Below are 25222 nucleotides of genomic sequence, written 5' to 3'. Positions count from 1 at the left end.
ACTCCGCATGCTCCTCATCGGCGGAGGACTCACCCCATGACCCACGCTCAACTCCGAAGAGCCCGTTATCATTTCGTGACTTGCGCCAATGGTGGCCAGTGTAGCCTCGAAGTGAGTCCTTCGGCAGAAGGTGCAAGGTGAGGTGGCACGTGGCGGGCATCCTGAGCGTTGCGATATGTCTTAGTCTTGATGGTGGTCCAGTTCAAGCTGGGTCGAAGGCGGATGGCGGGCCGCCCGTTGGGCATTCCGGGGTGATCGGTGGTGAAGAGTACACCAGTCTGATCGACTGGGGCTGCAACTACAGTCGCAGCAAGACTCGCATCTCATATCATTTCCGGGATGTGACAACGCGTTATCAAACGGCAACCTACCAAGCACGTGAGGCGTGGAACGACAGCCTGTCGGTGCCACACTTTTATGGTACCGGGAGCACCTCGGCCGACTTCAATGTTTATGATGCCGAGTACCAGTCGAATGACTGGTGGGCTTGGGTGGTGCATGACTGCTCCAGCACTCATGTCAACAAGAAGTACATGCATTGGAACGCTAGAACGATGGCTGGCTTGTCTAGTTCCATGCGTGCGAAGATTGGCATGCACGAGATGGGGCACATCTACGGCCTGCGTCACGATGATGGCCCTTGCGGCGGGCCCACCATCATGGGCCCGAATGTCACCAATTGTGCGGCGAATATCACGTGGCGTGACTATTCTGCCGTCAACTATATTTACTAGGTGAGGGATTTGACATGAGAGCTTCACGCCGGCGGACATGCGTCGTGACGGTCATGGTGGGACTGATCGCCGCCGGGTGCGGGGACAGCAGCGACGGCCGGGCGCAGGGTGCCGACACCGCGCCCTCCTCGGTCGAGAGCAGTTCGCCAGCTCCCTCGTCCCCGTCCCCCTCACCGTCCCCGTCGACCGCACGGCGCCACATCGAGGCGTCCGGGCCCAGCTACCGGGACCTGGAGGACGCCAGTACTCGATCCACGAGTGCTGGGGCGATCCGGGCGACGGTGCTGCGGCAGATCAGGACCACGGACCGTCTCGATCCTGTGCAGGAGGACTCACCGGCGCTGGAGTACGACCTGTGGGAGGTGCGTGTCGACGAGGCCCCCGGGGCCGATGCCACGCCCAGGTCGTTGGTGGTCGCCCAGGTGGCGAACACAGCGAACCAGAGCCACAGCGGTCCCGGGCCCCGGTTGCAGGAGGGTGCACGGGGAGTGCTCGTTCTGGGGACGGCGATGTCGGACGAGTGGGTCCACCCGGAGTTCGGCTGGGTCTACTACCCGGTGGCCTTCTACGGGGAGGAGGGGAAGGGCCAGCTGCGCGACCGGGCCACGGAGCGACTGGCTGCAGCGAGCCCCCAGGGAAAGACGGTGGACGAGGTGCTGCGCGAGGCCAACCAGGGCGTGACCTTCCACGCGTCGACGATGACGGACTGACCTGCTGCACCCGGGCGCCCAGCCATGAGGAGGCCCCCACCGCGGTGCGGTGGGGGCCTCCTTCGTCGTCGAGGGGGTCAGCCCTGCTGGTTCTTCAGCGCGGCGAGGCGGGCCTCCACCTCGGCGGACTTGGTGGAGTCCTCGAGCTGCTCGAACTGGCCCTCCAGCGTCGCGGACTGGGCCTCCTGACGGCCCTGCACCAGCGCCTCCTGGCGGCGCACCTTCTCGTCGAAGCGCCCCAGCTCGGAGGACGGGTCGAGGATGGAGATCGAGCCCATCGCGTCGGACACCTGCTGCTGCGCCTCGGCGGTCCGGGCGCGGGCCACGAGGGCGTCGCGGCGGGACTTCAGCTCGTCCAGCTTGGAGCGCATCTCGACCAGGCCCTGCTTGAGGGTCTCGACCGTCTGGCGCTGCTGGGTGATCATCGGCTCGGCGGTGCTCACGTCGCCCTCGAAGCCGATCTGCTTCTCGATGGCGGCCTTGGCCAGGTTGTCGAACTTGTCCGCCTCGGCGGTCTGGCCGGCGGCGCGCAGGCGGTCGGCCTCGGTGGAGGCGGCGGCGGCCTTGCGGCCCCAGTCGGCAGCCACCTTCTGGTCCTGCTCGAGGTCCTGCTCGGCCATGCGCAGGCCGGCGATGGTCTGCGCCACGGCCTCCTCCGCGTCGGCGATGGCGTTGGTGTAGTCCCGCACCATCTGGTCGAGCATCTTCTCGGGGTCCTCGGCGCGGTCGAGGATCGCGTTGATGTTCGCGCGCGCCAGCGTGCTGATGCGGCCGATGATCGTCTGCTTCTGAACCATGAGGTGTTCCTCTCCTGCCGCGGGGCGCGGCGTCCGTTCGCTCGGTCGTCAGTCTGTCCTACAGGGCCTGCGGGCGCCAGCACAGCCGCAGGGGTCGGTGGGGAGGGGACTCAGAAGCGGCCGCCGCCGCCGAAGCCACCGCCGGAGCTGTCCCCGATGCCGCCGAAGCCGCCCCCGCCGCCTGAGGAGTGGCCGCCGCCGAAGCCCCCTCCGTACCCTCCGCCGCCGAACCCGCCGGAGAGGATGCCGCCCAGCACCAGGGAGCCCACGTCGATGCCCCCGTAGCCGCCGCGGCGACCGCCGTAGCCCCCACCGAAGGGGCCACCGGGGCCACCCCCGAAGGGCCCCTGCTGCAGGTCGTCCTCGGCGGCGGTCCGCGCGGACTCGATGAGGCGCTCGGCCTGGTCGAGCAGGCCGCCCGCACCCTGCGGGTCGGAGCCCAGCTGGGCCTCGGCGGCGTCGAGCAGGCGCCCGGCCTCGGAGATCTCGGTGCGGGCCCGACCACCCACGGCCCCGCGACGGGTGCGGATGAACTCGTCGACGCTCGCATGGGCGGCGCGGAGTCGGGTCAGGCGCTGGCCCACCGTCCCGGCGACCCGCTGGCGGTGGTCGTCGGCGGTCCGGGCCGGTTCGAGGGCGGCGTCGATGGCCTCCTCCGCGGCGGTGAGCTCGGCCAGGGCCGCCAGCGGGTCGCCCCCGGAGTGGCTCCCCTCGGCCTGGGCGATCGCGCGACGGGCGCGGTCCACCAGCGGGGCCAAGGCGGCGTCACCCGGGCGCAGCCGCTCGGCATCGGCGATGTCCTGCGAGATCGACCCGATGGCGCGGGCGAGCTCGTGCTGCGAGTTCTCCAGGGTCTGCCGGGCGCCGTCCACCTGGTCGAGCAGGTCGGCGGCCTGGCCGAGGGCGTCCTCACCGGTGCGGGCGGCCGTCACCGCGGTGCGACGGTCGCTGCCGGTGAGGGCCTTCTGCCCGTTGGTGGCCGCCTGGCGCGCCGAGGCGATGAGGCGCTCGGCCTGCTCGATGTTGCCCGCGACGGTGCCCAGGGTGCGCGGGTCGTAGCTCACCTGCAGGGCGCGCAGCTGCTCGCGGGCGCCGGGCAGCCGGCCCTCGAGCTCGTCGGCCCGGGCGGGGATGCCCTGCAGCACCTCCGGGGCCCGGGCCTCCAGGTCGCGCAGCTGCTCGAACTTCTCACCCTGGGCGTGCAGGGTGGCCAGTGCCTCACCGGCCAGGTCGTCGATGCGCTCCAGGGTGCCGCGCTGGGACTCCTCGGTGGCACCGGAGCGCAGGGCCTCGTCCACCTGCTGCTTGAGCGCGAAGGCCTCGGAGGCTCGACTCCGCGCGGCCTGCACCGCGTCCTCGAACTCCTGCGTGGCCTGCGCGCCGAACTGGGCGCGGGAGTACCGCACCTCCTCGTCGGCCGAGCGCACGGCGTCGTCCACCTGCACGAGGCGCTCGGACACGCGGTGCGCGACCTGCTCGGTGGTCTCGCCGGTGCCCTGGGCGTCGGCGGGCGCCGTGGAGGGCTGCGGTGCGCGGCGGCCGCGCCGCCCCATCCGCGTGAGCATGACGACACCACCCACCAGGAAAGGGGCCGCCAGGAGCCAGACCGGGAAGCCGGTGCCACCGCCGGCGCCCGAGTCCCCGCCGCCGCCGGCGAGGTCGCCGGTGGCCGCGTCCTCGAAGCCGCGCACGGCACCCTCGACGGCGCCGTCCCAGTCGTCCTTGCCCAGGGCGGGCTCCACGTACTCGGTCTCGATGGTCGAACCCTCGGCCTGGCTCACGGTGCCCGTCCCGCCGTACATGCCGTAGCGGCGCTGGTCGGTGGCCACTGCCAGGATCGCGTCCTTGGAGCCGAGCCCGGAGGCGTCGAAGGTCTGCTTGGCCCAGGTCTCCCCGTCGACGGCCTGGCCGGAGGAGTCGGTGAACTCCTCCACGTAGACCACGAAGAGCTGGAGGCCGTGCTCGGAGCGCAACTGCTGGAGCTCCCGCTGGAGTCCCTTCTCGTCCTTCAGCACGCCTGCGTCGTCGACGAGCTGGTCGGGCAGGTCCATCGGCTGGGTGGCCGGGAGGGCGCGCGTTCCCGTCACCACCGTCGTCGCGGGCCGGGCGCCGTGCGGGGTGGCCACGGCCGAGGCGGGCGCGAGGGCCGGCACAACGGCCGAGCCGGCCAGGCTGACGGCCAGGATCCCCCCGGCGAGACGCCCACCGCCTCGGCGGGCGTGGGGCGTGCGGACGGACGAGGAGCGCTGTCGGTGGGCCACGGGGTCGATCCTCACCGAGCCACGGCGTGGACGCAACATCGCACGCCGCCGGTCCACAGGGGTCCGGACCCGGGGCCGACGGGGTGTCGGTGGTGGCACCTACCCTTGGCGTGTGCCCGATGCCGTGACGCCTCAGCCCGCCCCCGCCACCACCCCCGCCGACCAGGACGCCGCACCGCCCCTGGGCGGGTTGCTGGCACAGGTGGCCGCCTCGCCCTGCTTGGCGCGGATGCTGGAGATCCACCGCCGCGGGGACGCCGAGGTGGACCTCACGGCCGTGCCCGGGGTGCGGCCGTGGGTGGCCGCGGCGCTGGCCCGTGAGATGGAGGCCGACGGGGGCGTGGTGCTGCTCGTGACCGCCACCGGCCGCGAGTCCGAGGACCTCGCGGCCAGTCTGCGCTCGGTGCTGCCGCCCTCGTCGGTGGTGGTCTTCCCGAGCTGGGAGACCCTGCCGCACGAGCGGCTCAGCCCGCGCAGCGACACCGTCGGCCAGCGCCTGGCGGTGCTGCGGAGGCTGGCCCACCCGGGCCGCGACGACCACGACGGCCCGGTCCGCGTGGTCATCGCGGCGGTGCGCTCGCTGCTGCAGCCGATCCCCACCGGCCTGGGCGACCTGGAGCCGGTCTCGGTGCAGGCCGGTCAGGAGCGCGGCCTCGAGGAGGTGGCCCAGGCCCTCGTGGCGGCCGCCTACACCCGCACCGACCTGGTGGAGAAGCGCGGTGAGTTCGCCGTGCGCGGCGGCATCCTCGACGTCTTCCCGCCCACCGAGGACCACCCGCTGCGCCTGGAGTTCTGGGGCGACGAGGTGGAGGAGGTGCGCTGGTTCCGGGTGGCCGACCAGCGCTCGCTGGAGGTCGCGCCCGGCGGGCTGTGGGCCCCGCCGTGCCGCGAGCTGCTGCTCACCCCCGAGGTGCGCGAGCGCGCCGCACGCCTGGTCCCGGAGCTGCCGGGCGTGGCCGACATGCTCGAGGCGGTGGCCGCCGGCGTGGCCACCGAGGGCATGGAGTCGCTCACCCCGGTGCTCGTGGACGGCATGGAGACCCTGCTCGACGTGCTGCCCGCCGGGTCGCGGCTGCTCGTGAGCGACCCCGAGCGCATCCGCCGCCGCGCGGCCGACCTCGTGACCACCTCGCAGGAGTTCCTCACCGCCGGGTGGTCCTCGGCGGCGGCCGGCGGGCAGGTGCCGGTGGACCTGGCCGCAGCACTGGGGGAGGGCGCCTACCGGGAGCTCGCCCAGATCCGCGAGCATGCGCTGGAGACCACCGGGTGGTGGGCGCTCTCGCCGTTCGCCCCGGACCTGGACACGCTCGACGACGACGCCACCCACCTGCGCCTGGACGCCGAGGAGGTGCCGAGCTACCGCGGTGAGCCGGACCGCGCCGTGACGGACGTGCGCGCGGCGCTGGCCGCGGGGCGGCGCGTGGTGCTGCTCACCGACGGGCCGGGCCTGGCCAAGCGCCTCGCCGAGGTGCTCGGCGAGGCCGAGGTGGGTGCCCGCCTCGTGGTGGCCCCCGGGCCCGAGGGACCCGCGGGCGTGGCCGAGATCTGCACCGCCTCGTGGGGGCCGGGCGTCAGCCTGCCCTCGGTGGGCCAGGGGCTCGTCGTGGTCTCCGAGCAGGACCTCACCGGGCAGGCCGTCAAGGGCTCCACCAAGGACATGCGCCGTATGCCCTCGCGCCGCCGGAAGATGGTGGACCCGCTGCAGCTCAACCCGGGTGACTTCATCGTGCACGAGCAGCACGGCGTGGGACGCTTCGTGGAGATGGTGCAGCGCCAGGTGGGTGGGGCCACCCGGGAGTACCTCGTGGTGGAGTACGCCTCCTCCAAGCGTGGTCAGCCGGCCGACCGGCTCTTCGTGCCCACCGACCAGCTCGACCAGATCACCCGCTACGTCGGCGGCGAGGCACCCACGCTCAACAAGCTCGGCGGCTCGGACTGGTCCAAGACCAAGTCCCGGGCGCGCAAGCACGTCAAGGAGATCGCCAACGAGCTCATCCAGCTCTACTCGGCGCGCATGGCCACTCAGGGGCACGCCTTCGCCCCGGACTCGCCCTGGCAGCGGGAGCTCGAGGACGCCTTCGCCTACGTGGAGACGCCCGACCAGCTCTCCACCATCGACGAGGTGAAGGCCGACATGGAGAAGTCGGTGCCCATGGACCGCCTGCTGTGCGGCGACGTGGGCTACGGCAAGACCGAGATCGCGGTGCGCGCCGCGTTCAAGGCCATCCAGGACTCCAAGCAGGTGGCCGTGCTCGTGCCCACCACCCTGCTGGTGCAGCAGCACCTGCAGACCTTCAGCGAGCGCTACCAGCAGTTCCCCGTCACCGTGCGGGCCCTCTCGCGCTTCACCCCGGACTCCGAGGTGGAGCAGACCCTCGAGGGGCTCAAGGACGGGTCGGTTGACCTCGTCATCGGGACCCACCGACTGCTCAGCCCCTCGGTGCGCTTCAAGGACCTGGGCCTGGTCATCATCGACGAGGAGCAGCGCTTCGGCGTGGAGCACAAGGAGCAGCTCAAGACGCTGCGCACCGCGGTGGACGTGCTGGCCATGTCGGCCACGCCCATCCCGCGCACCCTGGAGATGGCGGTCACCGGCATCCGCGAGATGTCCACGCTGGCCACTCCGCCGGAGGAGCGCCACCCCGTGCTCACCTACGTGGGCGCCTACGAGGAGAAGCAGATCGCCGCGGCCATCCACCGCGAGCTGCTGCGCGAGGGGCAGGTCTTCTTCGTGCACAACAAGGTGGCCACCATCGACAAGGTGGCCGCCCGGCTGCGCGAGCTCGTGCCCGAGGCGCGGGTGGAGGTGGCCCACGGCCAGATGGGGGAGCACCGGCTGGAGCAGGTGGTCACCGACTTCTGGGAGCGCAAGTTCGACGTGCTCGTCTCCACCACCATCGTGGAGACCGGCCTGGACATCGCCAACGCGAACACGCTCATCCTCGACCGGGCGGACACCTTCGGCCTCTCGCAGCTGCACCAGTTGCGCGGCCGCGTGGGGCGTGGCCGGGAGCGCGCGTACGCCTACTTCCTCTACCCGCCGGAGAAGCCGCTCACCGAGACCGCGCACGACCGCCTGCGCACCATCGCCAGCCACACCGACCTGGGGGCCGGTATGCAGGTGGCGATGAAGGACCTCGAGATCCGCGGCGCCGGCAACCTGCTGGGCGGCGAGCAGTCCGGGCACATCGCCGGGGTGGGCTTCGACCTGTACGTCCGGATGGTGGGCGAGGCCGTGGCCCGCGCCAAGGAGGGCGACGAGGGCGACGGCGAGCCCACGGAGATCAAGGTGGAGCTGCCGGTGGACGCCCACCTGCCGCACGACTACGTGCCGGGGGAGCGCCTGCGCCTGGAGGTCTACAAGAAGCTGGCCGCAGTGCGCGACGACGCGGAGCTCGACGACATCGTGGCCGAGGTCACCGACCGCTACGGCACCCCGCCGCAGCCGGTGGAGGCCCTCTTCGCGGTGGCGCGCCTGCGCACCCTGGCGCGGCGTGCCGGGGTGGCCGAGATCTCCGCGATGGGGTCCAAGGTGCGCTTCGCGCCGGTGGAGCTGCGCGAGAGCCAGGAGCTGCGCCTGCTGCGCATGTATCCCGGCACCGTGGTGAAGCCCGCTCTGGGCGTGCTCCTGGTGCCCACGCCGAAGACCGCCAAGGTGGGCGGCCAGCCGCTGCGTGACGCCGAGGTGCTGGAGTGGGCCGGGCAGCTGCTGCGGGCGGTGCTGCTCGACGACATCGCGCAGGGGCAGGCATGAGCGGCGAACAGCGCGGCGACGGTGCGACGGCGGCACCCGGCGCCTCGCTGGCGCGGGTGGTGGAGCTCATGGCGCGGCTGCACGCACCGGACGGGTGCGCGTGGTCCCGTGCCCAGACCCACGCGTCCCTCGCCCCCTATGCCACCGAGGAGGCCGCCGAGGTCCGCGAGGCCATCGACGAGGGCGACCCCCAGCACCTCTGCGAGGAGCTGGGCGACCTGCTGTGGCAGGTGGTGGTCCACTCCCAGCTGGCCAGCGCGGCAGGGCAGTTCACCATCGACGACGTGGTGGCCACGCTGGAGGCCAAGGTGGTGCGCCGCCACCCCCACGTGTTCGACCCGGAGGTGCCCAACGTGGCCACCGCCGAGGAGGTGGTGCCGATCTACCAGGCGGCGAAGGCCCGCGAGAAGGCCGCGCGGCACCAGTAGGCTCACCCCCGGACCGCACGCACCCCGCGCGCGGCGCACCCCGTCCTGAGCACCCACGAGGAGCACACCTTGGCACTCATCGAAGGAATCCACGCCCGCGAGATCCTCGACTCCCGCGGCAACCCGACCGTCGAGGTCGAGGTGATGCTGGAGGACGGCACCGTCTCCCGTGCGGCCGTCCCGTCGGGCGCCTCCACCGGGCAGTTCGAGGCCGTGGAGCGTCGTGACGGCGACTCCGGCCGTTACCTGGGCAAGGGCGTGGAGCAGGCCGTGGAGGCCGTGATCGACGAGATCGCCCCCCGCCTGGTGGGCGAGGAAGCCTCGGACCAGCGCCTCATCGACGCCGACATGCTGGCCCTGGACGGCACCGACAACAAGGGCGAGCTGGGGGCCAACGCCATCCTCGGCGTCTCCCTGGCCGTGGCCAACGCCGCCGCCATGTCCGCCGACCTGCCGATCTTCCGCTACGTGGGCGGCCCGAACGCCCACGTGCTGCCGGTGCCGATGATGAACATCCTCAACGGTGGCTCCCACGCGGACTCCAACGTGGACATCCAGGAGTTCATGATCGCCCCGATCGGTGCGCCGACCTTCCGCGAGGCGCTGCGCTGGGGCACCGAGGTCTACCACGCGCTGAAGGCCGTGCTGAAGGAGAAGGGCCTGTCCACCGGGCTGGGCGACGAGGGTGGCTTCGCGCCGAACCTGGAGTCCAATCGCGCCGCCCTGGACCTCATCGCCGAAGCCGTGGAGAAGGCCGGCTACACCCTGGGCAAGGACATCGCCCTGGCCCTGGACGTGGCCGCCAGCGAGTTCGCCGAGAAGGGCTCGTACACCTTCGAGGGCGAGCAGCGCACCGCCGAGCAGATGGTGGAGTACTACTCCGAGCTCGTGGACGCCTACCCGCTGGTCTCCATCGAGGACCCGCTGGACGAGGAGGACTGGGAGGGCTGGAAGGCCATCACCGCCGCCCTGGGCGACAAGGTCCAGCTGGTGGGCGACGACCTGTTCGTCACCAACCCGACCCGCCTCCAGCGCGGCATCGACGAGCAGGCCGGCAACGCCCTGCTGGTCAAGGTCAACCAGATCGGTTCGCTCACCGAGACCCTGGACGCGGTCTCCCTGGCGGCCCGCAACGGCTACGCCTCGATGATGTCGCACCGTTCGGGCGAGACCGAGGACGTCACCATCGCCCACCTGGCGGTGGCCACCAACTGCGGCCAGATCAAGACCGGTGCCCCGGCCCGCTCCGAGCGTGTGGCCAAGTACAACGAGCTGCTCCGCATCGAGGAGGAGCTCGACGACGCCGGCGTGTACGCCGGTGCGTCGGCCTTCCCGCGCTTCAAGGGCTGACACCCGCGTCACCGCACCGGCCGCTCGGACCCTCGGGTCCGGGCGGCCGGTCGTCGTCCGGGGGAGCGGGCCGGGCGGGCGGGTGGTGCGGCAGAATGGGGGGATGGCCCCCGGACACCCGCGCACCCCGCGACGAGCTCCCGGCTCCGCGCGCCGCGGTGCCCAGGTGGCCCTGGTGGGAGCCACCCCGTGGCGCGGCGTGGCGCTGCTCGTGACGGTGCTGCTGGCGGCGTGGATCGCGGTGCCGCCGTTCGCCGGGTGGTGGACGCAGCGCGCGGAGATCCGGCAGACGCTGCAGGAGTCGGCCCAGGAGCAGGACCGCACCCGCGAGCTGGTGGCCCAGCGCGACGAGCTGCGCGACGACGAGCACCTGCGTCAGCTGGCCCGCACCCGCCTGGACTACGCCGAGCCGGGCGAGAAGCGCTACCACGTGCTCACCGACGGCGAGGTGGCGCAGGCCGGCCACGACGCCGGGACCGGCGGGAAGGCCGCCTGGTACGAGCAGGTGTGGGGCTCGGTGGAGCAGTCCGCCCAGGGTGTCTCCGTGGAGCCCCAGCCTGCCGAGGAACCGGCCCCCGAGCCGGGCTCCCCGGCCCCCAGCGACCCCGTCCGTGAGGTGGAGCAGCCGGTGCCCGACGGGGTGCCGAGCCTCATCACCGAGGACGGCTTCGACCCCGCAGACATCCCGGCCTCCGACCTGCAGGGCGGCGAGGAGAAGCCGGCAGCCGAAGGAGCACAGTGATCGACCAGTTGACCTTCCCCGGGCCGAGCGAGCCCACCGAGGACGACCTGCGCACGGTGGAGGGCCAGCTGGGCCGTCTGCCGCGCGGTGTGGTGTCCGTGGCCCACCGGTGCCCCTGCGGCTGCCCCACGGTGGTGCAGACCGAGCCGCGCCTGCCGGATGGCACGCCCTTCCCGACGACCTTCTACGCCACCTGCCCGCGCCTGACGGGCGCGATCTCCACGCTGGAGACCACCGGGCTCATGGCCGAGATGACGCAGCGCCTGGCCGACGACCCCGAGCTGGCGACGGCCTACGAGGCCGCCCACGAGCACTACCTGGCCGCCCGCCGGGCACTGGGCGTGGTGGAGGAGATCGACCACGTGAGCGCCGGCGGCATGCCCACGCGCGTGAAGTGCCTGCACGTGCTCGTGGCCCACTCCCTGGCCGCCGGGCCGGGCGTGAACCCGCTCGGCGACGAGGCCCTGGAGGCGCTCGACCCGTGGTGGCACACCGGGTGCTGCGCGGACGCCATCGCGGCCCGGGGCGAGCGGTGAGCGCCGCGCAGCCCGGGCGGGGCGTGCGCGTCGCCGCCGTCGACTGCGGCACCAACTCCATCCGCCTGCTCGTGCTCGAGGCCCACCTGCGCGACGGCGTGGTGGTGGCCGGCGAGCAGCCCCACCGGGAGAACCGCATCGTGCGCCTGGGGCAGGGCGTGGACGCCACCGGGCGCATCGCCCCGGACGCGATGGAGCGCACCGTGGCCGCCGCCGCGGACTACGCCGCCCTCTGCGCCGCGCACGCCGTGGAGCAGGTGCGCTTCGTGGCCACCTCGGCCAGCCGCGACGCAGAGAACGCCGCCGAGTTCACCGCCGCCATCGCCGCGGTGTTCGCCGAGCACGGGTTCACCACCGCTCCGGAGGTCATCTCCGGCGACGAGGAGGCACGCCTGAGCTTCCTCGGGGCCACCGGGCCGCTGCGCGCCCGCGGAGTGCCGGGGCCCTTCCTCGTGGTGGACCTCGGGGGTGGCTCCACGGAGTTCGTCCTCGGTGACGAGGCCGTGCAGGCCGCGCGCTCGGTGGACATGGGCAGCGTGCGCCTCACCGAGCGCCACCTGCACTCCGACCCGCCCACCCCGCAGGAGGTGGCCGCGGCGCTGGAGGACGTGGACGCCGGCATCGACCTGGCCGCCGAGGTGGTGGACCTCTCGGCCGTCACCACGCTGGTGGGCGTGGCCGGGACCATCACCACCACCACGGCGCACGCTCTGGGACTGCCGGAGTACGACCGCGCCGCCATCGACGGGGTCACCCTGCCGGTCGATCAGGTGCGTGCGGCCGCCCGGGACCTCACGGCGCGGATTCGTGCGCAACGGGGCGAGCTGCCCTACCTGCACCCGGGGCGGGTGGACGTCATCGGCGCCGGGGCGCTGGTGTGGCAGCGCGTCGTCCAGCGCGTGGAGCAGGCCGCCGGCATCACCACCGTGACGGTCAGCGAGTCCGACATCCTGGACGGCACGGCCCTGGACATGGCGGCGCGGCACCTATCCTGAGTCCGCCCTCGTGGCCCAACTGGCAGAGGCAGGCCACTTAAAATGGCTCACGGTGCGGGTTCGAGTCCCGTCGAGGGCACGGAATCCCCCCGGCCCGCCCGGCGTTGACCCCAGCGACGGACGCCGACCGCCCCGGCGGCGACCCGACGTCCCCGAAGGAGACACACCCATGGCTTTCAACCCCACCATGAACCGCGTGGAGAAGGAGAGCCGTTCCGGGCAGCCCCGGTACGGCCAGTACGCCGACTTCGACGCGGCCCCGCAGTACGGGCAGGCCACGTACGGCCAGCAGCAGTACGCCCAGGCACCCTACGGGCAGCAGTACGCCGGCATGGAGCAGGCCTACGCCGCGCCGGCCGTCGACCAGGGCCGCACCGGCCGGGTCAGCCTCGACGACGTGTTCGTGAAGACCGCCGTGCTCTTCGGCATCGTGCTCGCGGCGGCCGCGGGCACGTGGGTCGTCGTCGGGGCGCAGCCCCAGCTGGCCATGGTGGTCTGGCTGGCCGGCATGTTCGGATCGCTGCTGCTGAGCTTCGTCATCGGGTTCATGAAGACGGTCAACGTGCCGCTGATCCTCCTGCACGCGGTGTTGCAGGGCGCCTTCATCGGTGCGGTGAGCGCCACCTACGAGTCCCTCCAGGACGGCATCGTGGCCACCGCCGTGGTGGCCACCGTGGGCACCTTCGCCGCCATGCTGCTGGGGTGGAAGGTCGGCCTGGTCAAGGTGAGCAGCCGCGCCATGCGCATCTTCGGCCTCATCGCCCTGGGCTACCTCGTGTTCCAGCTGGTCAACCTCGGGTTCGCCTTCTTCGCCGGGGCCAGCATCTACTCCACCGGCCTCGGCTGGATCGTGGCCCTGGTGGGTGTCGCCCTGGCGGCCTACTCCCTGGCCATCGACTTCGAGACCGTGCAGCGCAGCGTGGCCTCCGGCATGCCGCAGAAGTACTCGTGGCTGCTGGCCCACGGCCTCATCGCCTCGCTGGTGTGGCTGTACATCGAGATCCTGCGCCTGCTGTACGTCCTGCGCTCCAACGACTGACGCAGCGGCAGCCCGCGGGTCCGCCCGCACGCGACGGAGCCCCCGCCGACCAGCTGGTCGACGGGGGCTCCGTCGCGGGGAGCGCTGAGCTCAGGCGCGGCGACGGCCGGCCACGACCAGGCCGGCGCCGGCCAGCAGCGCGGCCACGGCGCCACCGACGGCCGCCGGGGCGGTGGAACGGCCCTGCGCACCGGTGTCCACGATGGGGCCCTGAGCGCCCACCTCGGGCACGTCGGGGTCCTCCGGGGTGTACGGCGAGTTCTGCTTGAGGTACGCGCGGAAGGCGTCGATGTCCAGGCCACCGAAGTACACGTCGCGGCCCTCGGCGAAGGTCGGGAAGCCGTCGCCGCCACCGGCCAGGAAGTTGTTGGTCACGACGCGGTAGGTGCGCGAGTCGTCGTTCGGCACGCGCTCACCGTCGATCATCACCGTGCCCTCCACCAGCTGCGGGGTCTCGGCGTCGTCCACGCCGTAGGTGAAGCCCGCCGAGGTCTGCAGGACCTTGGGCTGGCCAGCGTTCTCGCCGCTCCACTGCTCGGTGAGGATGTCGTGGATCTGGCGGCCCGTGAGGTCCATGGACACCAGGTAGTTGTTGAACGGCTGGGCGCTGAACGCCTCCTCCATGGTGACCTTGCCGTCGGTGCGGCCGTCGGCGCCGGCCTGGTCCAGCTCCGGCACGCGGATGCCGCCGGGGTTCATGAAGGCCACCACCGGCTCCTTGCCGCCGGTCACCACGGACTCGTCGGCCAGCTGGGCGTCGGCGATCATGCGGCCCAGCGAGGAGACGCCGAAGGCGTAGCGGTCGTGGGAGACCTGCGCGGTCACGGTGCCCAGCACCTCGTCGGCGATGGTGCCCACCACGGCCTTGTAGCGCTCAACGATCTCGGCCACCTCGGCATCGGGCGTGACGTCCTGGCTCACCTCCACCTGGGTGGCCTTCGCGGAGCCGGGCACCACGTCCTTCGTCCGCGGGTCGAGCTTCATCCGCACGTCGGTGAGCAGCTGGCCGTAGTTGCCGGACTGGGTGATGAGGCGGCCGTCCACGGTCGTCACGTAGGTCTGGTGCGTGTGGCCGGAGACGATGGCGTCGTACTCGGGGTCCAGCTGGGCGTTGAAGTCCATGACGTCGCCGGAGACGTTCTTGCCGTCCTGGGACTCGCCGCCCTCGTGGATGACGGCCACCATGGCCTCCACGCCCTGCTTCTTGAGCTCGGGCACGAGCTCGTTGGCGCGCTGGGCCGAGTCCACGAAGTCCACGTCCTTGATGCCCTCGGCCGAGACGATGTCCGGGGTGGTGTCCAGGCCCAGGCCCACGTAGGCCACCTTGACGCCGTCGTACTCCTCGATGACGTAGCTGGGCAGCATGGACTCGCCGCTGTCCTTCCACAGGACGTTCGCCGCCAGGAAGGGGAACTGGGCGCCGGCGAAGGGCTGGTCGGGCAGCGGGCAGGAGTTGCGGCCGCCCTCGCCGTCGCCGTCGTCCTTGCAGCCGCCCTTCTGCATGCGCAGCAGCTCGGTGGTGCCCTGGTCGAACTCGTGGTTGCCCACGGCCACGGCGGTGAGGTCCATCTGGGAGAGGACGTCGATGGTGGGCTCGTCGCGGAACGCCGCGGAGAGGAAGGGCGAGGCGCCGATGCTGTCGCCGCCGACCACGGTGGCGGTGTGCTCCTGGCCCTCGCGGAGGCGGTCGAGGTGCGCGGCCATGTTGGCGGCGCCACCGGCCTTGGAGGGGTCCTCCGGGGCCTCGATGTTGCCGTGGAAGTCGTTGAACGACAGGATCTGCAGCTCGACCTCGCCGGACGTGGGGGCGGGGGCGGTCTGGGCGGCGGGGGCCAGCGCCACGAGCAGCGCGGCCGAGAGGCCCAAGGGGGCGGTGCGACGGAACATGTCTCTCCAAGGACGGGGTGGGTGTGTGCCCGCGCAGTGTGCCCAGCCCGTGTGAACCGGTGGTGAACCGCGAGAATGCGCAGCATGACGACCGTGCCGGAGTCCCTGCAGACCGAGCTCGCCCGCGCCCGCCGCATCGCCGCACGGGCCACCGTGGACCCCGCGTGGGTGGAGGGTGCCGCCGCCCTGGCGCAGGAGTGGGCCGATGCCGAGGCCGCCGCCCACGGCTGGCCCCCCGCCCCGGTGCGCGTGCCCTCGGTGGCGGCGCTGCCGGACGTGCTGGCCGCCGTCGCCCGCGGCGTGGTGGCGGGGCAGCACGCCACCCCGGACGCCGGCGAGGTCGGTGACCGCCTGGCCACCGACCTCGCCGCACTGCGCCGCCGTGCGGGCGCCTGACCTCAGCTGAGGCGCTCCAGGATCATCGCCATGCCCTGGCCGCCGCCCACGCACATCGACTCCATGGCGAACTGGGCGTCGCGCTCCTGCATCGCGTTGATGAGCGTGGTGGTGATGCGCGCGCCGGTCATGCCGAAGGGGTGGCCCAGCGCGATGGCGCCGCCGTGCACGTTGAGCTTGTCCAGGTCCATGCCCAGGTCGTCGGCGCTGGGGAGCACCTGCGCGGCGAAGGCCTCGTTGATCTCGTAGAGGTCCAGGTCGCCGATGGACATGCCGGCCCGGGCCATCGCCTGGCGGCACGCCTCCACCGGCCCCAGGCCCATCACCTCGGGGGAGAGCGCGGAGACACCCGTGGACACGATGCGGGCCAGCGGCGTCAGCCCCAGCTCCTTGGCCTTCGTGTCGCTCATGACCACCAGGGCGGCGGCGCCGTCGTTGAGCGGGCAGCAGTTGCCCGCGGTCACGGTGCCGTCCTCGCGGAAGACCGGCTGCAGGCCCTGCAGCTTCTCCAGCGTGGTGCCGAAGCGGGGGCCGTCGTCGGTGGCGTGGGTGGTGCCGTCGGGCAGGGTCACCGGGGTGATCTCACGGGCCAGGATGCCGGCCTCGATGGCGGCCTGCGCCCGGTTCTGGCTGGTGACGCCCCACTCGTCCTGGCGCTCGCGGCTCACGCCTCGGGAGGTGGCCACGTTCTCGGCGGTCTGCCCCATCGCGATGTAGACGTCCGGCAACAGCCCCTCGGCGCGCGGGTCGGTCCACGGGGTGTTCTCGGCGGCGATGCGCTCGGTGCGCTCGCGGGCCTCGGCGAAGCGCGGGTTCTGCCACGCCACCTTGGACATGCCTGCCCCGGTGAAGTCCGCGTAGCGGCTCACGCACTCCACGCCGCCGGAGACGAACACGTCGCCCTCGCCGGCCTTGATGGCGTGCATGGCCATGCGGGTGGTCTGCAGGCTGGAGGAGCAGAAGCGGTTGACCGTGGCGCCCGGCAGGTGGTCCATGCCGGCCAGCACGGACACCACGCGGGCCATGTTGGACCCGTGCTCGCCCCACGGCTCGGCGCAGCCCAGGTAGAAGTCGTCGATCTCGCGCGGGTCGAGCTCGGGCACCTGCGCCAGCGCGGCGGTCACCATCTGGGCGGCGAGGTCGTCGGGTCGCACCTCGGTGAGGCTGCCCTTGAAGGCGCGCCCGATGGGGGAGCGGGTGGCGGCGACGATGACGGCTTCGGGCATGGGGTGACTCCTGGTCCTCGATGCGGTGCGGACGCGTGCGTCCGGCGTCATCCTAGGCAGAGGGCGTGACCTGGGTCACGGGCGGGGCTCCTCCGCCGGCCGGGCGGGGGCCGCGGTGTCCGCGTCGTCACCGGGGTCGCGCCGCCGGCGCTGCACCAGGGCGCGCAGGCGCCCTCGGCCACCCTCGGCGGGCCTGACCTCGGTGCCCTCGTGCGCGGCGGCCCGCAGGGCGGCCTGCTCCAGGCTCAGCGGCACCCCGCGCTCCACCACCGCGCCGGCGGCACGGCGTTCGTCGCGCTCGCTCACCGGCAGGCCGAGGGCGTCGAGCAGCGAGGGCACGAGCACCTGGGCAGCCCGCTTGTACCCGCGGGCCGAGGGGTGGAAGCGGTCGGTGTGGAACATCGCGTCGGGGTCGTCGAGGAAGGCGCGCGTGGTGAGCGCGCCCAGGGACACGGTGCGCCCGCCGCACTCCACTACGGCGACGGTCTGCCGGGCGGCGTAGCGGCGGGAGCGGGCCTGCATGATCCACCGCAGCGGCTGGCCGAGGGAGGCGATCATCCCGAAGTCCGGGCAGGTGGCCACCACCACCTCGGCGCCGGCGGCCCGGAGCCGCAGCACGGTGCGCCGCAGCTCCACCAGGCAGGCCGACAAGTCGGCGTTCTTGGCGATGTCGTTGCCGCCGATGCTCAGCAGCACGAGGTCGGGTCGGGGGAACTTCCGCAGGGCGCGGTCCACCTGCTCGCCCAGCCCCACGGAGGTGACGCCGTTGACGGCCACGCTCTCCAGGTAGACGGGGCGGCCGGAGATGGCGGCGATGCGGCGCGCGCACCGGGCGCCGATGGTCTGCGCGGGGCGCTGGGCGCCCACCCCGTTGGCCACCGAGTCGCCCATCATCACGAACTCCCAGGGCGACTCCACCTCGTCGCGCTGGTGGCCGCCGGACGGCGTGTAGACGCCGTTCTCGTCCGGCGCGTTGCCGGGCGATCCGTCCGAGAGGCGGCTGGCCTGCCACAGCTCCACCCCCAGCGTGCCGACGGTGGCCAGCGCGGCGGTGGCCAGGCCCCACCCCACGGCCGGTGCCCGGCGCGCCAGGGCGGCGCGCGCCTCGTCCCACGTGCTCACGCTGCCTCCCGCAGGCGCTCCAGTCCGTCGTCGAGGGAGACCGCCGGACGCCAGCCGAGCGCCGTGTGGGTCTCCCGCTGGGAGAACCAGTGCGCGGTGGTGAGTTGTTCCACGAGGAAGTGCGTGAGCGGCGGCTCGGTGATGGGGTGCACGTGCTGGCTGGCGGCCACCGCGGCGTCCACGAGGTGACCGACGCCCCCGGCGGGGGTGGTGGGCACGTGCAGCCGGGGCAGCGGGGCGCCGTGGGCCCGCAGGATGCCGGCGATCAGCTCGCCCACCGGGCGCGGCTCGTCGTTGGTCACCACGAACGCCCGGCCGTGGGCGGAGTGCTCGCCGCGGGGGAGGGCCAGGGCGTCGAGCGCGGCCACGAGGGCGTCGCGGGCGTTGTCCACGTAGGTGGAGTCCACCAGGGCCGCCCCGTCGCCCACCCACGGCAGGCGCCCGGCGCGGGCGCGCTCCACGATGCGGCCCACCAGCTGGGTGTCGCCGGGGCCCCACACCAGGTGCGGGCGGACGGCCGTCACCGCCGTCGAGGGGGAGTCCGCGGCCAGCGTGAGCAGCTCCGCGGCGGCCTTGGTGCGCGCGTAGCTCCCGCGGGCACGGCGCGGGTCGGCGGGCTCGGCGCCCACCCCCACCAGCGCGCTACCGGCGTGCGCCACCGAGGGCGAGCTGGTGTGCACGAAGCGCGCCACCCCCTCGCGCCGGGCCGCCTGGAGCAGCAGCCGGGTGCCGGTGACGTTGGTGCGCTCGAACTCCGCGAGCGGACCCACCACGTCCACCTTGGCGGCCAGGTGCACCACGGCCTCCTGTCCGGCCACGGCGCGCTGCACCGCCTCGGGATCGTCCACGCTGCCGAGCACCTCCCGCAGGCCGCTGGACGACGGGCGCCGCTGCATCACGGTCACCTCGTCACCCCGCGCGGCCAGGGCACGCGCCACAGCACCCCCGAGCATCCCGGAGGCGCCGGTCACCAGCACCCGCGTCACGGCCGGAAACCCACCCGGTCGACGCGGCCCAGCAGGCGGGCCGGGGCGGCGGCCACGCGGCGCAGGCGCTGCGGCAGGCTGCGGTTGCCGTCGCCGGCAAGCACCTCCTGCGCCCAGTCGGCCAGGGCGGCGCGGTCGATCTTCGAGGCGTGGCGGATGTCCACCGGCAGGCTCCCGCGCACCAGCACGGCCGCGACCGGTGCGGCGCCCGGCCCCTGCTGGGCGGCGGCCCGCACGGTGGCGGCGAACTCGGCGGAGGCCACTGGGGAGGCGGCGTGCAACCGCAGGTCGGCCCCCTCGTCGGGGCGCACCACCACGGCCACGCGCTGACCGCCCGCGGGTCCCACGCCCACCACGGCGGCCTGGGCCACGCCCTCGAGGGCCTCCACGCGGGACTCGATGCCGCCGGGGGCCACCGGGCCGTCGGCGGTGGTCACGGTGTGGATGCCGCGCCCCTCCACCCAGAGCCGGCCCGCGGCGTCGAGGTGGCCCACGTCGCCGGTCCGGTGCCAGCCGGCCGGGTGGGCGGTGGCGTGCTGCGTGCCCCAGAGGCGGTCGTAGTGGCTCTTGAGGTGCGGTGCGCTGGCCACCACCTCGCCCACCACCCCGGCCTCGGTGGTCAGCGCGTCGTCCCCGGCGGGGGTACCCGCGGCGTCCAAGGGGGCGATGCGCAGCTCTACGCCGGGCACCGGGCGGCCCACGCACACGCCGGCGTTGGCGGAGCGGTCGGCCGGATCCACGGTGCGCGGGTCCACGACGGTCAGGGGCAGGGCCTCGGTCATGCCGTAGGGCGTCACGGTGGACGCGGCCGGAGCCAGCCGGCGCACCTGCTCCAGCAGCTCCACCGGCACCGGGGCACCGGCGGACATCACCATGCGCACACCGGTCAGCGGGGCGGCGGTGGCCTCGTGCGTGGCCACCACGTTGCGCAGGGCGGCCGGAGAGGCGAACACGACGTCGGCGTGCACCGCGTGCACCGCATCGGCCAGGGCCGCGGCGGTGAGCGTGTCGGGCTGCGTGACGTCCATGTCCGGCACGGCCGAGGTCATGCCCAGGGCCGGACCGTAGAGCGCGAACGGCGCGAAGGCCGCCACCAGCGACTCCCCGGCGCGCAGCTCCAGCGCCGCCTCGATGACGTCGCGCTGCGCCAGCAGCTGCCGGTGGCGGTAGACCACGCCCTTGGGCGGGCCGGTGGCCCCGGAGGTGAACAGCACGGCGGCCTCGTCGTCCAGGGCCGGGCGGCCGAGGTCGGTGGTGTCGCCCTCGCCGGCGCGCTCCACGGCCGCCAGGGTGAGGTCGGCGTCCGCCAGCCGGCCCGCCGCGCGGGCGGCCACGGCACGCACACCGGCGGCCTCGGGCTCCACCACCACGCGCTCGGCCTCCACGCCGAGACCGCGGGCCACGGCGAGCCCGGCGGGGATGCCCACCACCAGCTGCGGGTCCGCGGCGCGCAGGGCCCGCGCCATCGGACGCACGCCCAGACCGGCGTCGGCCACCACCACGGCGCCCCCGGCCCGCCACACGGCGTAGACCAGCACGGTCAGGTCGATGCCGGGCGGCACGAGCACCGCCACCCGCGTGCCGCGCTGCACGCCGTGGCGGCGCAAGCCGTGGGCCAGGCGCTCCACGCGCTGCTCGAGCTCCCCGGCGGTCACGGTGCGCCCGGCCCCGGTGAGTTCCACCACCGCGGGGGCCCCGGGCTCGCGGGCCGCCCACTCGGTGAGCCGCGACCACAGGACCGTGCCGTCCGGGCGGCCGGTGCCGGCGTCGTCCACCGGGCGGGCGCTCCCGCGGGCGGCGGGGTCGGTGAGCCACGCCCAGGCCATGCCCACGCCCTCGGGGGCGTCCTCGAGCACCAGGTGCGACGCAGTGCCGAAGCGGTGCACGTCGGCATCGGGGAAGCGCTCCAGCAGGTCGCGCAGGTAGCGGTCGGTGAAGACCGGGTCCTGCGCGCCCCAGAGCACCAGGGCGGGCACGTCGAGGGCGGCGGCGCCGGCGGCCACCTCCTCGAGCGTCGCGCGCGAGGGGTGGTCGGGCTCCAGCGGGATGTCGGCCACGAAGTCGCCCACCGCGCGGCGCCGGTCGCGGCGCACGTACGGGGAGGCCAGCGCGCGGGCGTCGGCCGTCTCGGGGCCGGGACGCCCCACCCACGAGGCGGCGTGCACGAAGGTCGGGGTGTCCACCGTGGCCAGTCGGTGCAGGCGGGCGGCGCGCGCGGCCCGGATGCCCGGGGGCACCCGGTCGTCCGGCTGCCACAGCGCGGTGTTGGTGATGACCGCCGAGGCGATCCGCCCCGGGTGCCGCGCGGCCCAGCCCAGCCCGATGGCGCCGCCCCAGTCGTGCACCATCACCGAGACCGGCAGGTCGCCGTGCTCGCCGCCGAGGACGCCCAGCTGCGCCATCGCCTCGTCCAGGTCGTCGATGCGGTCGCGCAGGCGCCGCGTGGTGCCCGAGCGCTCGCTGTGGCCCATGCCCACGTGGTCCACGGCCACCACGCGCCAGTCGGCCGGGGCGTGCCCCAGCACCCGGCGCCACAGGTACGACCAGGTGGGGTTGCCGTGCACGCACACCAGCACGTGCCGTACGGCGGCAGGGTCGGCGCCGGCGGCCACCATCGCGGGGGAGTGGGTGTCCAGCACGGCCATCCGGGCCGCGGGAAGGTCGCCGCGGGCGGGCAGCTGCAGGTGGTGCTGCCAGCGGGGGTCCACCCCGGGCAGCCCGGTCAGGGGGGTCGCGCGGTCGCCGGTGGCCGGGGGCACGGGGCTCACCACTCGATCTCGGCGCAGCAGGCGTTCAGGCCCGACCCGATCCCCATGAGCAGCAGGCGGTCGCCGCGTTCCAGCTGCGGGGCCTCCATCGCCAGGGTGAACGGCACGGCCGCCGGACCCAGGTTGCCGAACCGGGGGAAGGTCCGCGGCACCTTCGCGCCGTCCAGCCCGAGGCGGTCGCAGACCTGCTCGGTGTGCACGGTGGAGACCTGGTGGATCACGTAGCGGTCCATGTCCTGCCAGTCGAACTCCTCCCGCGCGTCGGCCCACAGCGCCTCGGAGAGCGCGATGCCGGCGTCCTGCAGGGCCACCGAGTCGGTGGTCATGCGGTCGAAGTCGCCCACGCACAGCTCGTGGTGCTCGGTGGCCGCGCGGGAGACGCCGCCGACGAAGCGGTGCCCCTCGGGGTGCTGGTCGGTGCGTCCCAGCACCATCGCGGCCGCGCCGGAGCCCAGGGTGAGCGTCGCCAGCTGCTGCAGCACGTCGTCGGCCGTCGCGTCCTCGCGCTCCAGACGGGCCAGCGTGCGCTCCTGCGTGGCGCGGCTGGTCTCGGCGTTCACCACCAGGGCGTACTCGATCTGCCCGGAGTCGATCATCGCGGCGGCGATCTGCATGCCGTTGACGAAGCCCAGGCAGGCGTTGGTGACGTCGAAGTTCATGGCGCTGCGCGGCATCCCCAGGGCGTCGTGCACGCGCACCGCGGTGGACGGCTCGAGGTGGTCACGGCTCACCGAGGTGTTGACCATGAGGCCCACCTGCTCGGGCCTGATGCCGGCGTCCACCATCGCGCGGCGGCCCGCCTCGGCGGCGGCCTCGGTGAAGTGCACGTCCTGCGGCCACCACCGGCGCTCCTTGACGCCCACCAGGCGCGAGAGCACGCCGGGCACCAGCCTGTTGCGGCGCAGGGTGTCCATGATGCGTTCGTCGAACTCCGCCGAGGTGCGGACCTCTGGGGCCGGGAGTCCGGTGACCGAGAGGATCGAGGTGTTGCTGTGGCGGAAGGTGGCGTTGCCGGGCATGCGAGATCGAAGAACCTTTCAGTGGGAGCCGCGCCAGTCTTTCACGCAGCCTGGGACCGCGCTCTCCGCCGGTGGTCGTGGGGCATACCCTCCGGACATGGAGACCAACGGGGTGGCGATGCAGTGGCGGGGGCTCACCAAGGCCTTCAGCGGCCAGGTGGCGGTGGCGGGGGTGGACCTCGACGTGCCGCGCGGGGCCGTGATGGGGCTCGTGGGCCCCAACGGTGCGGGCAAGACGACGGCGCTCTCGATGGCCACCGGCCTGCTGCGCCCCGACGCCGGCGCGGTGCAGGTGCTCGGCCACGACGTGTGGTCCGCGCCGCACGAGGCGAAGGCCCTGCTCGGGGTGCTGCCCGACGGGCTGCGACTCTTCGACCGCCTCTCCGGCCAGGAGCTGCTGACCTACGTGGGGCGCCTGCGGGGCATGGACGAGGTCACCACCACCGAGCGCACCGGGCAGCTGCTCGCCGCGCTCGGGCTGGAGCCGGCCGCCCACAAGATGGTGGTGGACTACTCGGCCGGCATGACCAAGAAGATCGGCTTGGCCTGCGCCCTGCTCCACGCCCCGCGGGTACTCGTGCTCGACGAGCCGCTCGAGGCGGTGGACCCCGTCTCGGCGCAGGGCATCCGCGATCTCCTGGCCGACTACGCGGCCGGTGGCGGCACCGTGGTCATCTCCAGCCACGTCATGGAGCTCGTGGAGTCCCTCTGCTCGCACGTGGCGATCATGGCCGAGGGGCACCTGCTCGTCTCCGGGACGGTGGAGCAGGTGCGTGGCGGTGACTCCCTGCAGTCCACCTTCATCCGCCTCGTCGGTGGAGGGCGCGAGTACGGGGAGGGCCTGTCGTGGTTGCGCTCCTGATCCGCCTCAAGTGGACCCTGCTCAAGGCCGGCTTCCGGCGCAACGGGTGGGCCCTGGCCGGCTTCGTCCTGGGCACCCTGCTGGGCCTGGCGCTCGCGGTGGGTGCGTGCGTGGCCCTGGCCTCGATGCGGGGCCTGGCCCCGGACCTCGCGGCCGAGCTGGTCACCGTGGTGCTGGCGGCCCTGTCCTTCGGTGTGGTGCTGGTGCCCCTGGTCTCCACCGGTGTGGACGACACGCTCGACCCCAGCCGGTTCGCCCTGCTGCCGGTGACCTCCCGCCAGCTCCTCCCGGGTCTCGTGGTGGGCTCGCTCGTGGGCATCACGGGGCCGGTGCTCGGGCTCGGCGCGGCGGGCGCCGTCATCGGGCTGGCGCGCGGGCCGGTGCTCGTGGCGGCGTCGGTGGTGGCCGCGCTGCTGTGGGGGCTCACCACCATCGTGCTGCGCAGCGCGGCCGCGGCGGGCATGAGTGCACCGGGCACCCCCCGCTGGGTCCGTGACCTCGCGATGGGGGTGGGCGTGCTCCTGGCGGCCAGCACCGGGCTGCTGTCCAACCTCCTCACGGTCGGGGTCGACTCGGCCGAGGCGCTCCGCCACCGGCTCGACCTGGTCACGCAGGTGGTGGGCTGGACACCCTTCGGCCTGCCGTGGGCGGCCGTCGCGGACCTGGAGGCGGGCCGGTGGGCCGCGGCGGGTCTGCGGGGCGTCGTGGGGCTGGGGGTGCTGGGCCTGCTCCTGTGGTGGTGGGAGAGGTCCGTCGCCGGGCGCCTGGTGTCACCGCTGGAGGAGACCGGGTCGGGTCACGACGTGCACCTGGGCCGTCTCGCGCGGCTCGCCCCCGTCACGCCCGCCGGCGGGGTGATGCTGCGCAGCCTGCTCAACTGGCGCCGCGACCCCCGCTACGTCATGAACTTCGCGATGGCGGTGCTCATGCCGGTGCTCGCGGTGGGGCCCATGCTGCTGCAGGGCCTGTCGACCGACGCCTCGCCGCTGCTGCCGTACGCCGGGTGCGCGGTGGTGCTCTCCTTCGCCATGGTCACGATGCAGGACACGAGTTACGACGGGTCGGCCTTCTGGCTGCACGTCTCCTCGGGGATGCGCGGCTGGCAGGACCGGTGGGGCCGCTTCCTGGCGGTGGTCACCGTGGCCGCGCCGCTCGTCGTGGCCACCGTGCTGCTGGGGTGCGCCCTCAGTGGCCGGTGGGACCAGCTGCCCAACGCCCTGGGCGTGTCCCTGGGCCTGCTCGCGGTGGGGTGCGGGCTCGGTCAGGTGACGAGCGCGTTGTGGCAGTTCCCCGCGCCGCAGGCCGGGGCCAACCAGTTCTCCACCCCGCCGGGCAGCACGTTGGCCACCCTCTTGGCGATGGTCGTGGTCTGGATCGGCCTGGGCGTGGTGGCCGGAGGCGCGGTGGCCCTGTGGTTCGCCACCCGCGACCACGGGTGGGTCCACCAGCTGGTCGGGCCGACCGTGCTCTCGGTGGGGGCCCTGGCGGCCTGGGCCGGCGTCGTGGGCTCGGGCCGCTGGCTCGAGCGCCGTTGGCCGGACGTGCTGGCTGCCGTCACCGAGAAGGGCGCCTGACCGGCACGTCCCGGACGAGGGGGCCGCACCCACCCG

The 25222-nt window shown here is 73.6% G+C and carries 20 protein-coding genes and 1 tRNA gene; 13 read left to right on the top strand and 8 right to left on the bottom strand.

From position 1 onward, the window contains the following. Nucleotides 1–149: 149 nt before the first annotated feature. Both ACFFHC_RS08770 and ACFFHC_RS08765 read left to right on the top strand, forming a co-directional pair. Nucleotides 150–734, top strand: coding sequence for a hypothetical protein (locus tag ACFFHC_RS08770; RefSeq protein ID WP_141495060.1), 585 nt, complete (start codon nucleotides 150–152; stop codon nucleotides 732–734). Between the two features lie 509 nt (nucleotides 735–1243). Then, complete coding sequence (locus tag ACFFHC_RS08765) at nucleotides 1244–1444, top strand: hypothetical protein (RefSeq protein ID WP_141495059.1); 201 nt, start codon at nucleotides 1244–1246, stop codon at nucleotides 1442–1444. A gap of 77 nt (nucleotides 1445–1521) precedes the next feature. Here ACFFHC_RS08765 and ACFFHC_RS08760 read toward each other — a convergent pair whose 3' ends face one another. Together ACFFHC_RS08760 and ACFFHC_RS08755 are read right to left on the bottom strand one after the other, a co-directional pair. Then, entirely contained in the window at nucleotides 1522–2241 is a 720-nt protein-coding gene (locus ACFFHC_RS08760; protein WP_070705621.1) for a PspA/IM30 family protein, read from the bottom strand. 110 nt (nucleotides 2242–2351) lie between these two features. Beyond that, nucleotides 2352–4502, bottom strand: a complete 2151-nt coding sequence (locus ACFFHC_RS08755) for a TPM domain-containing protein (protein WP_168168494.1) — start codon at nucleotides 4500–4502, stop codon at nucleotides 2352–2354. Nucleotides 4503–4731: 229 nt separating this feature from the next. Between ACFFHC_RS08755 and mfd the strand changes: the two genes are divergently transcribed. From mfd to ACFFHC_RS08715, 8 genes are all read left to right on the top strand, one after another. Further along, entirely contained in the window at nucleotides 4732–8256 is a 3525-nt protein-coding gene (gene mfd / locus ACFFHC_RS08750) for a transcription-repair coupling factor (protein ID WP_070705620.1), read from the top strand. Continuing rightward, the gene (locus ACFFHC_RS08745; protein WP_070705619.1) at nucleotides 8253–8684 is read left to right on the top strand and encodes a MazG nucleotide pyrophosphohydrolase domain-containing protein; all 432 of its coding nucleotides are present in this window, start codon (nucleotides 8253–8255) and stop codon (nucleotides 8682–8684) included. The genes mfd and ACFFHC_RS08745 overlap by 4 nt, the downstream gene beginning before the upstream one ends. 69 nt (nucleotides 8685–8753) lie before the next feature. Continuing rightward, entirely contained in the window at nucleotides 8754–10034 is a 1281-nt protein-coding gene (eno, locus tag ACFFHC_RS08740) for a phosphopyruvate hydratase (RefSeq protein ID WP_070705618.1), read from the top strand. A 103-nt stretch (nucleotides 10035–10137) separates the two neighbouring features. Further along, complete coding sequence (locus ACFFHC_RS08735) at nucleotides 10138–10776, top strand: FtsB family cell division protein (RefSeq protein WP_141494507.1); 639 nt, start codon at nucleotides 10138–10140, stop codon at nucleotides 10774–10776. Continuing rightward, nucleotides 10773–11312 (top strand): DUF501 domain-containing protein, encoded by a 540-nt coding sequence (locus tag ACFFHC_RS08730; RefSeq protein WP_070705616.1) that lies wholly within the window; start codon nucleotides 10773–10775, stop codon nucleotides 11310–11312. The genes ACFFHC_RS08735 and ACFFHC_RS08730 overlap by 4 nt, the downstream gene beginning before the upstream one ends. Further along, entirely contained in the window at nucleotides 11309–12307 is a 999-nt protein-coding gene (locus ACFFHC_RS08725) for a Ppx/GppA phosphatase family protein (RefSeq protein ID WP_238329905.1), read from the top strand. Before ACFFHC_RS08730 ends, ACFFHC_RS08725 begins: the two co-directional genes overlap by 4 nt. A 4-nt stretch (nucleotides 12308–12311) precedes the next feature. Next, a tRNA-Leu gene (locus ACFFHC_RS08720) sits at nucleotides 12312–12386 on the top strand. A 90-nt stretch (nucleotides 12387–12476) separates the two neighbouring features. Beyond that, entirely contained in the window at nucleotides 12477–13346 is an 870-nt protein-coding gene (locus ACFFHC_RS08715; RefSeq protein ID WP_101850026.1) for a Bax inhibitor-1/YccA family protein, read from the top strand. Between the two features lie 90 nt (nucleotides 13347–13436). Here ACFFHC_RS08715 and ACFFHC_RS08710 read toward each other — a convergent pair whose 3' ends face one another. After that, nucleotides 13437–15233, bottom strand: a complete 1797-nt coding sequence (locus ACFFHC_RS08710; RefSeq protein ID WP_101850027.1) for a bifunctional metallophosphatase/5'-nucleotidase — start codon at nucleotides 15231–15233, stop codon at nucleotides 13437–13439. Nucleotides 15234–15317: 84 nt separating this feature from the next. Here ACFFHC_RS08710 and ACFFHC_RS08705 point away from each other — a divergent pair, with 84 nt between their 5' ends. Then, nucleotides 15318–15629 (top strand): hypothetical protein, encoded by a 312-nt coding sequence (locus tag ACFFHC_RS08705; protein WP_181443120.1) that lies wholly within the window; start codon nucleotides 15318–15320, stop codon nucleotides 15627–15629. A 2-nt stretch (nucleotides 15630–15631) separates the two neighbouring features. Here ACFFHC_RS08705 and ACFFHC_RS08700 read toward each other — a convergent pair whose 3' ends face one another. The 5 genes from ACFFHC_RS08700 to ACFFHC_RS08680 form a co-directional block, all read right to left on the bottom strand. Continuing rightward, on the bottom strand, nucleotides 15632–16855 hold the full coding sequence (locus ACFFHC_RS08700) for an acetyl-CoA C-acetyltransferase (protein ID WP_070705431.1): 1224 nt from the start codon (nucleotides 16853–16855) through the stop codon (nucleotides 15632–15634). A gap of 75 nt (nucleotides 16856–16930) precedes the next feature. Further along, the gene (locus ACFFHC_RS08695) at nucleotides 16931–17977 is read right to left on the bottom strand and encodes an SGNH/GDSL hydrolase family protein (protein ID WP_083323612.1); all 1047 of its coding nucleotides are present in this window, start codon (nucleotides 17975–17977) and stop codon (nucleotides 16931–16933) included. Continuing rightward, on the bottom strand, nucleotides 17974–18930 hold the full coding sequence (locus ACFFHC_RS08690; protein ID WP_238138222.1) for an NAD-dependent epimerase/dehydratase family protein: 957 nt from the start codon (nucleotides 18928–18930) through the stop codon (nucleotides 17974–17976). The genes ACFFHC_RS08695 and ACFFHC_RS08690 overlap by 4 nt, the downstream gene beginning before the upstream one ends. 29 nt (nucleotides 18931–18959) lie before the next feature. After that, nucleotides 18960–21731, bottom strand: coding sequence for an alpha/beta fold hydrolase (locus ACFFHC_RS08685; protein WP_238138221.1), 2772 nt, complete (start codon nucleotides 21729–21731; stop codon nucleotides 18960–18962). After that, the gene (locus ACFFHC_RS08680) at nucleotides 21728–22750 is read right to left on the bottom strand and encodes a 3-oxoacyl-ACP synthase III (protein ID WP_070705048.1); all 1023 of its coding nucleotides are present in this window, start codon (nucleotides 22748–22750) and stop codon (nucleotides 21728–21730) included. The genes ACFFHC_RS08685 and ACFFHC_RS08680 overlap by 4 nt, the downstream gene beginning before the upstream one ends. A gap of 97 nt (nucleotides 22751–22847) precedes the next feature. Between ACFFHC_RS08680 and ACFFHC_RS08675 the strand changes: the two genes are divergently transcribed. Beyond that, on the top strand, nucleotides 22848–23612 hold the full coding sequence (locus tag ACFFHC_RS08675) for an ABC transporter ATP-binding protein (RefSeq protein ID WP_070705045.1): 765 nt from the start codon (nucleotides 22848–22850) through the stop codon (nucleotides 23610–23612). Then, the gene (locus ACFFHC_RS08670) at nucleotides 23597–25186 is read left to right on the top strand and encodes a hypothetical protein (protein WP_070705042.1); all 1590 of its coding nucleotides are present in this window, start codon (nucleotides 23597–23599) and stop codon (nucleotides 25184–25186) included. The genes ACFFHC_RS08675 and ACFFHC_RS08670 overlap by 16 nt, the downstream gene beginning before the upstream one ends. Nucleotides 25187–25222: the final 36 nt, after the last annotated feature.

The sequence above is a fragment of the Kytococcus schroeteri genome (genome assembly GCF_042433515.1).
GTDB classification, from domain to species: domain Bacteria; phylum Actinomycetota; class Actinomycetes; order Actinomycetales; family Dermatophilaceae; genus Kytococcus; species Kytococcus schroeteri.
This window is presented reverse-complemented; position numbering and strand designations above follow the sequence as displayed.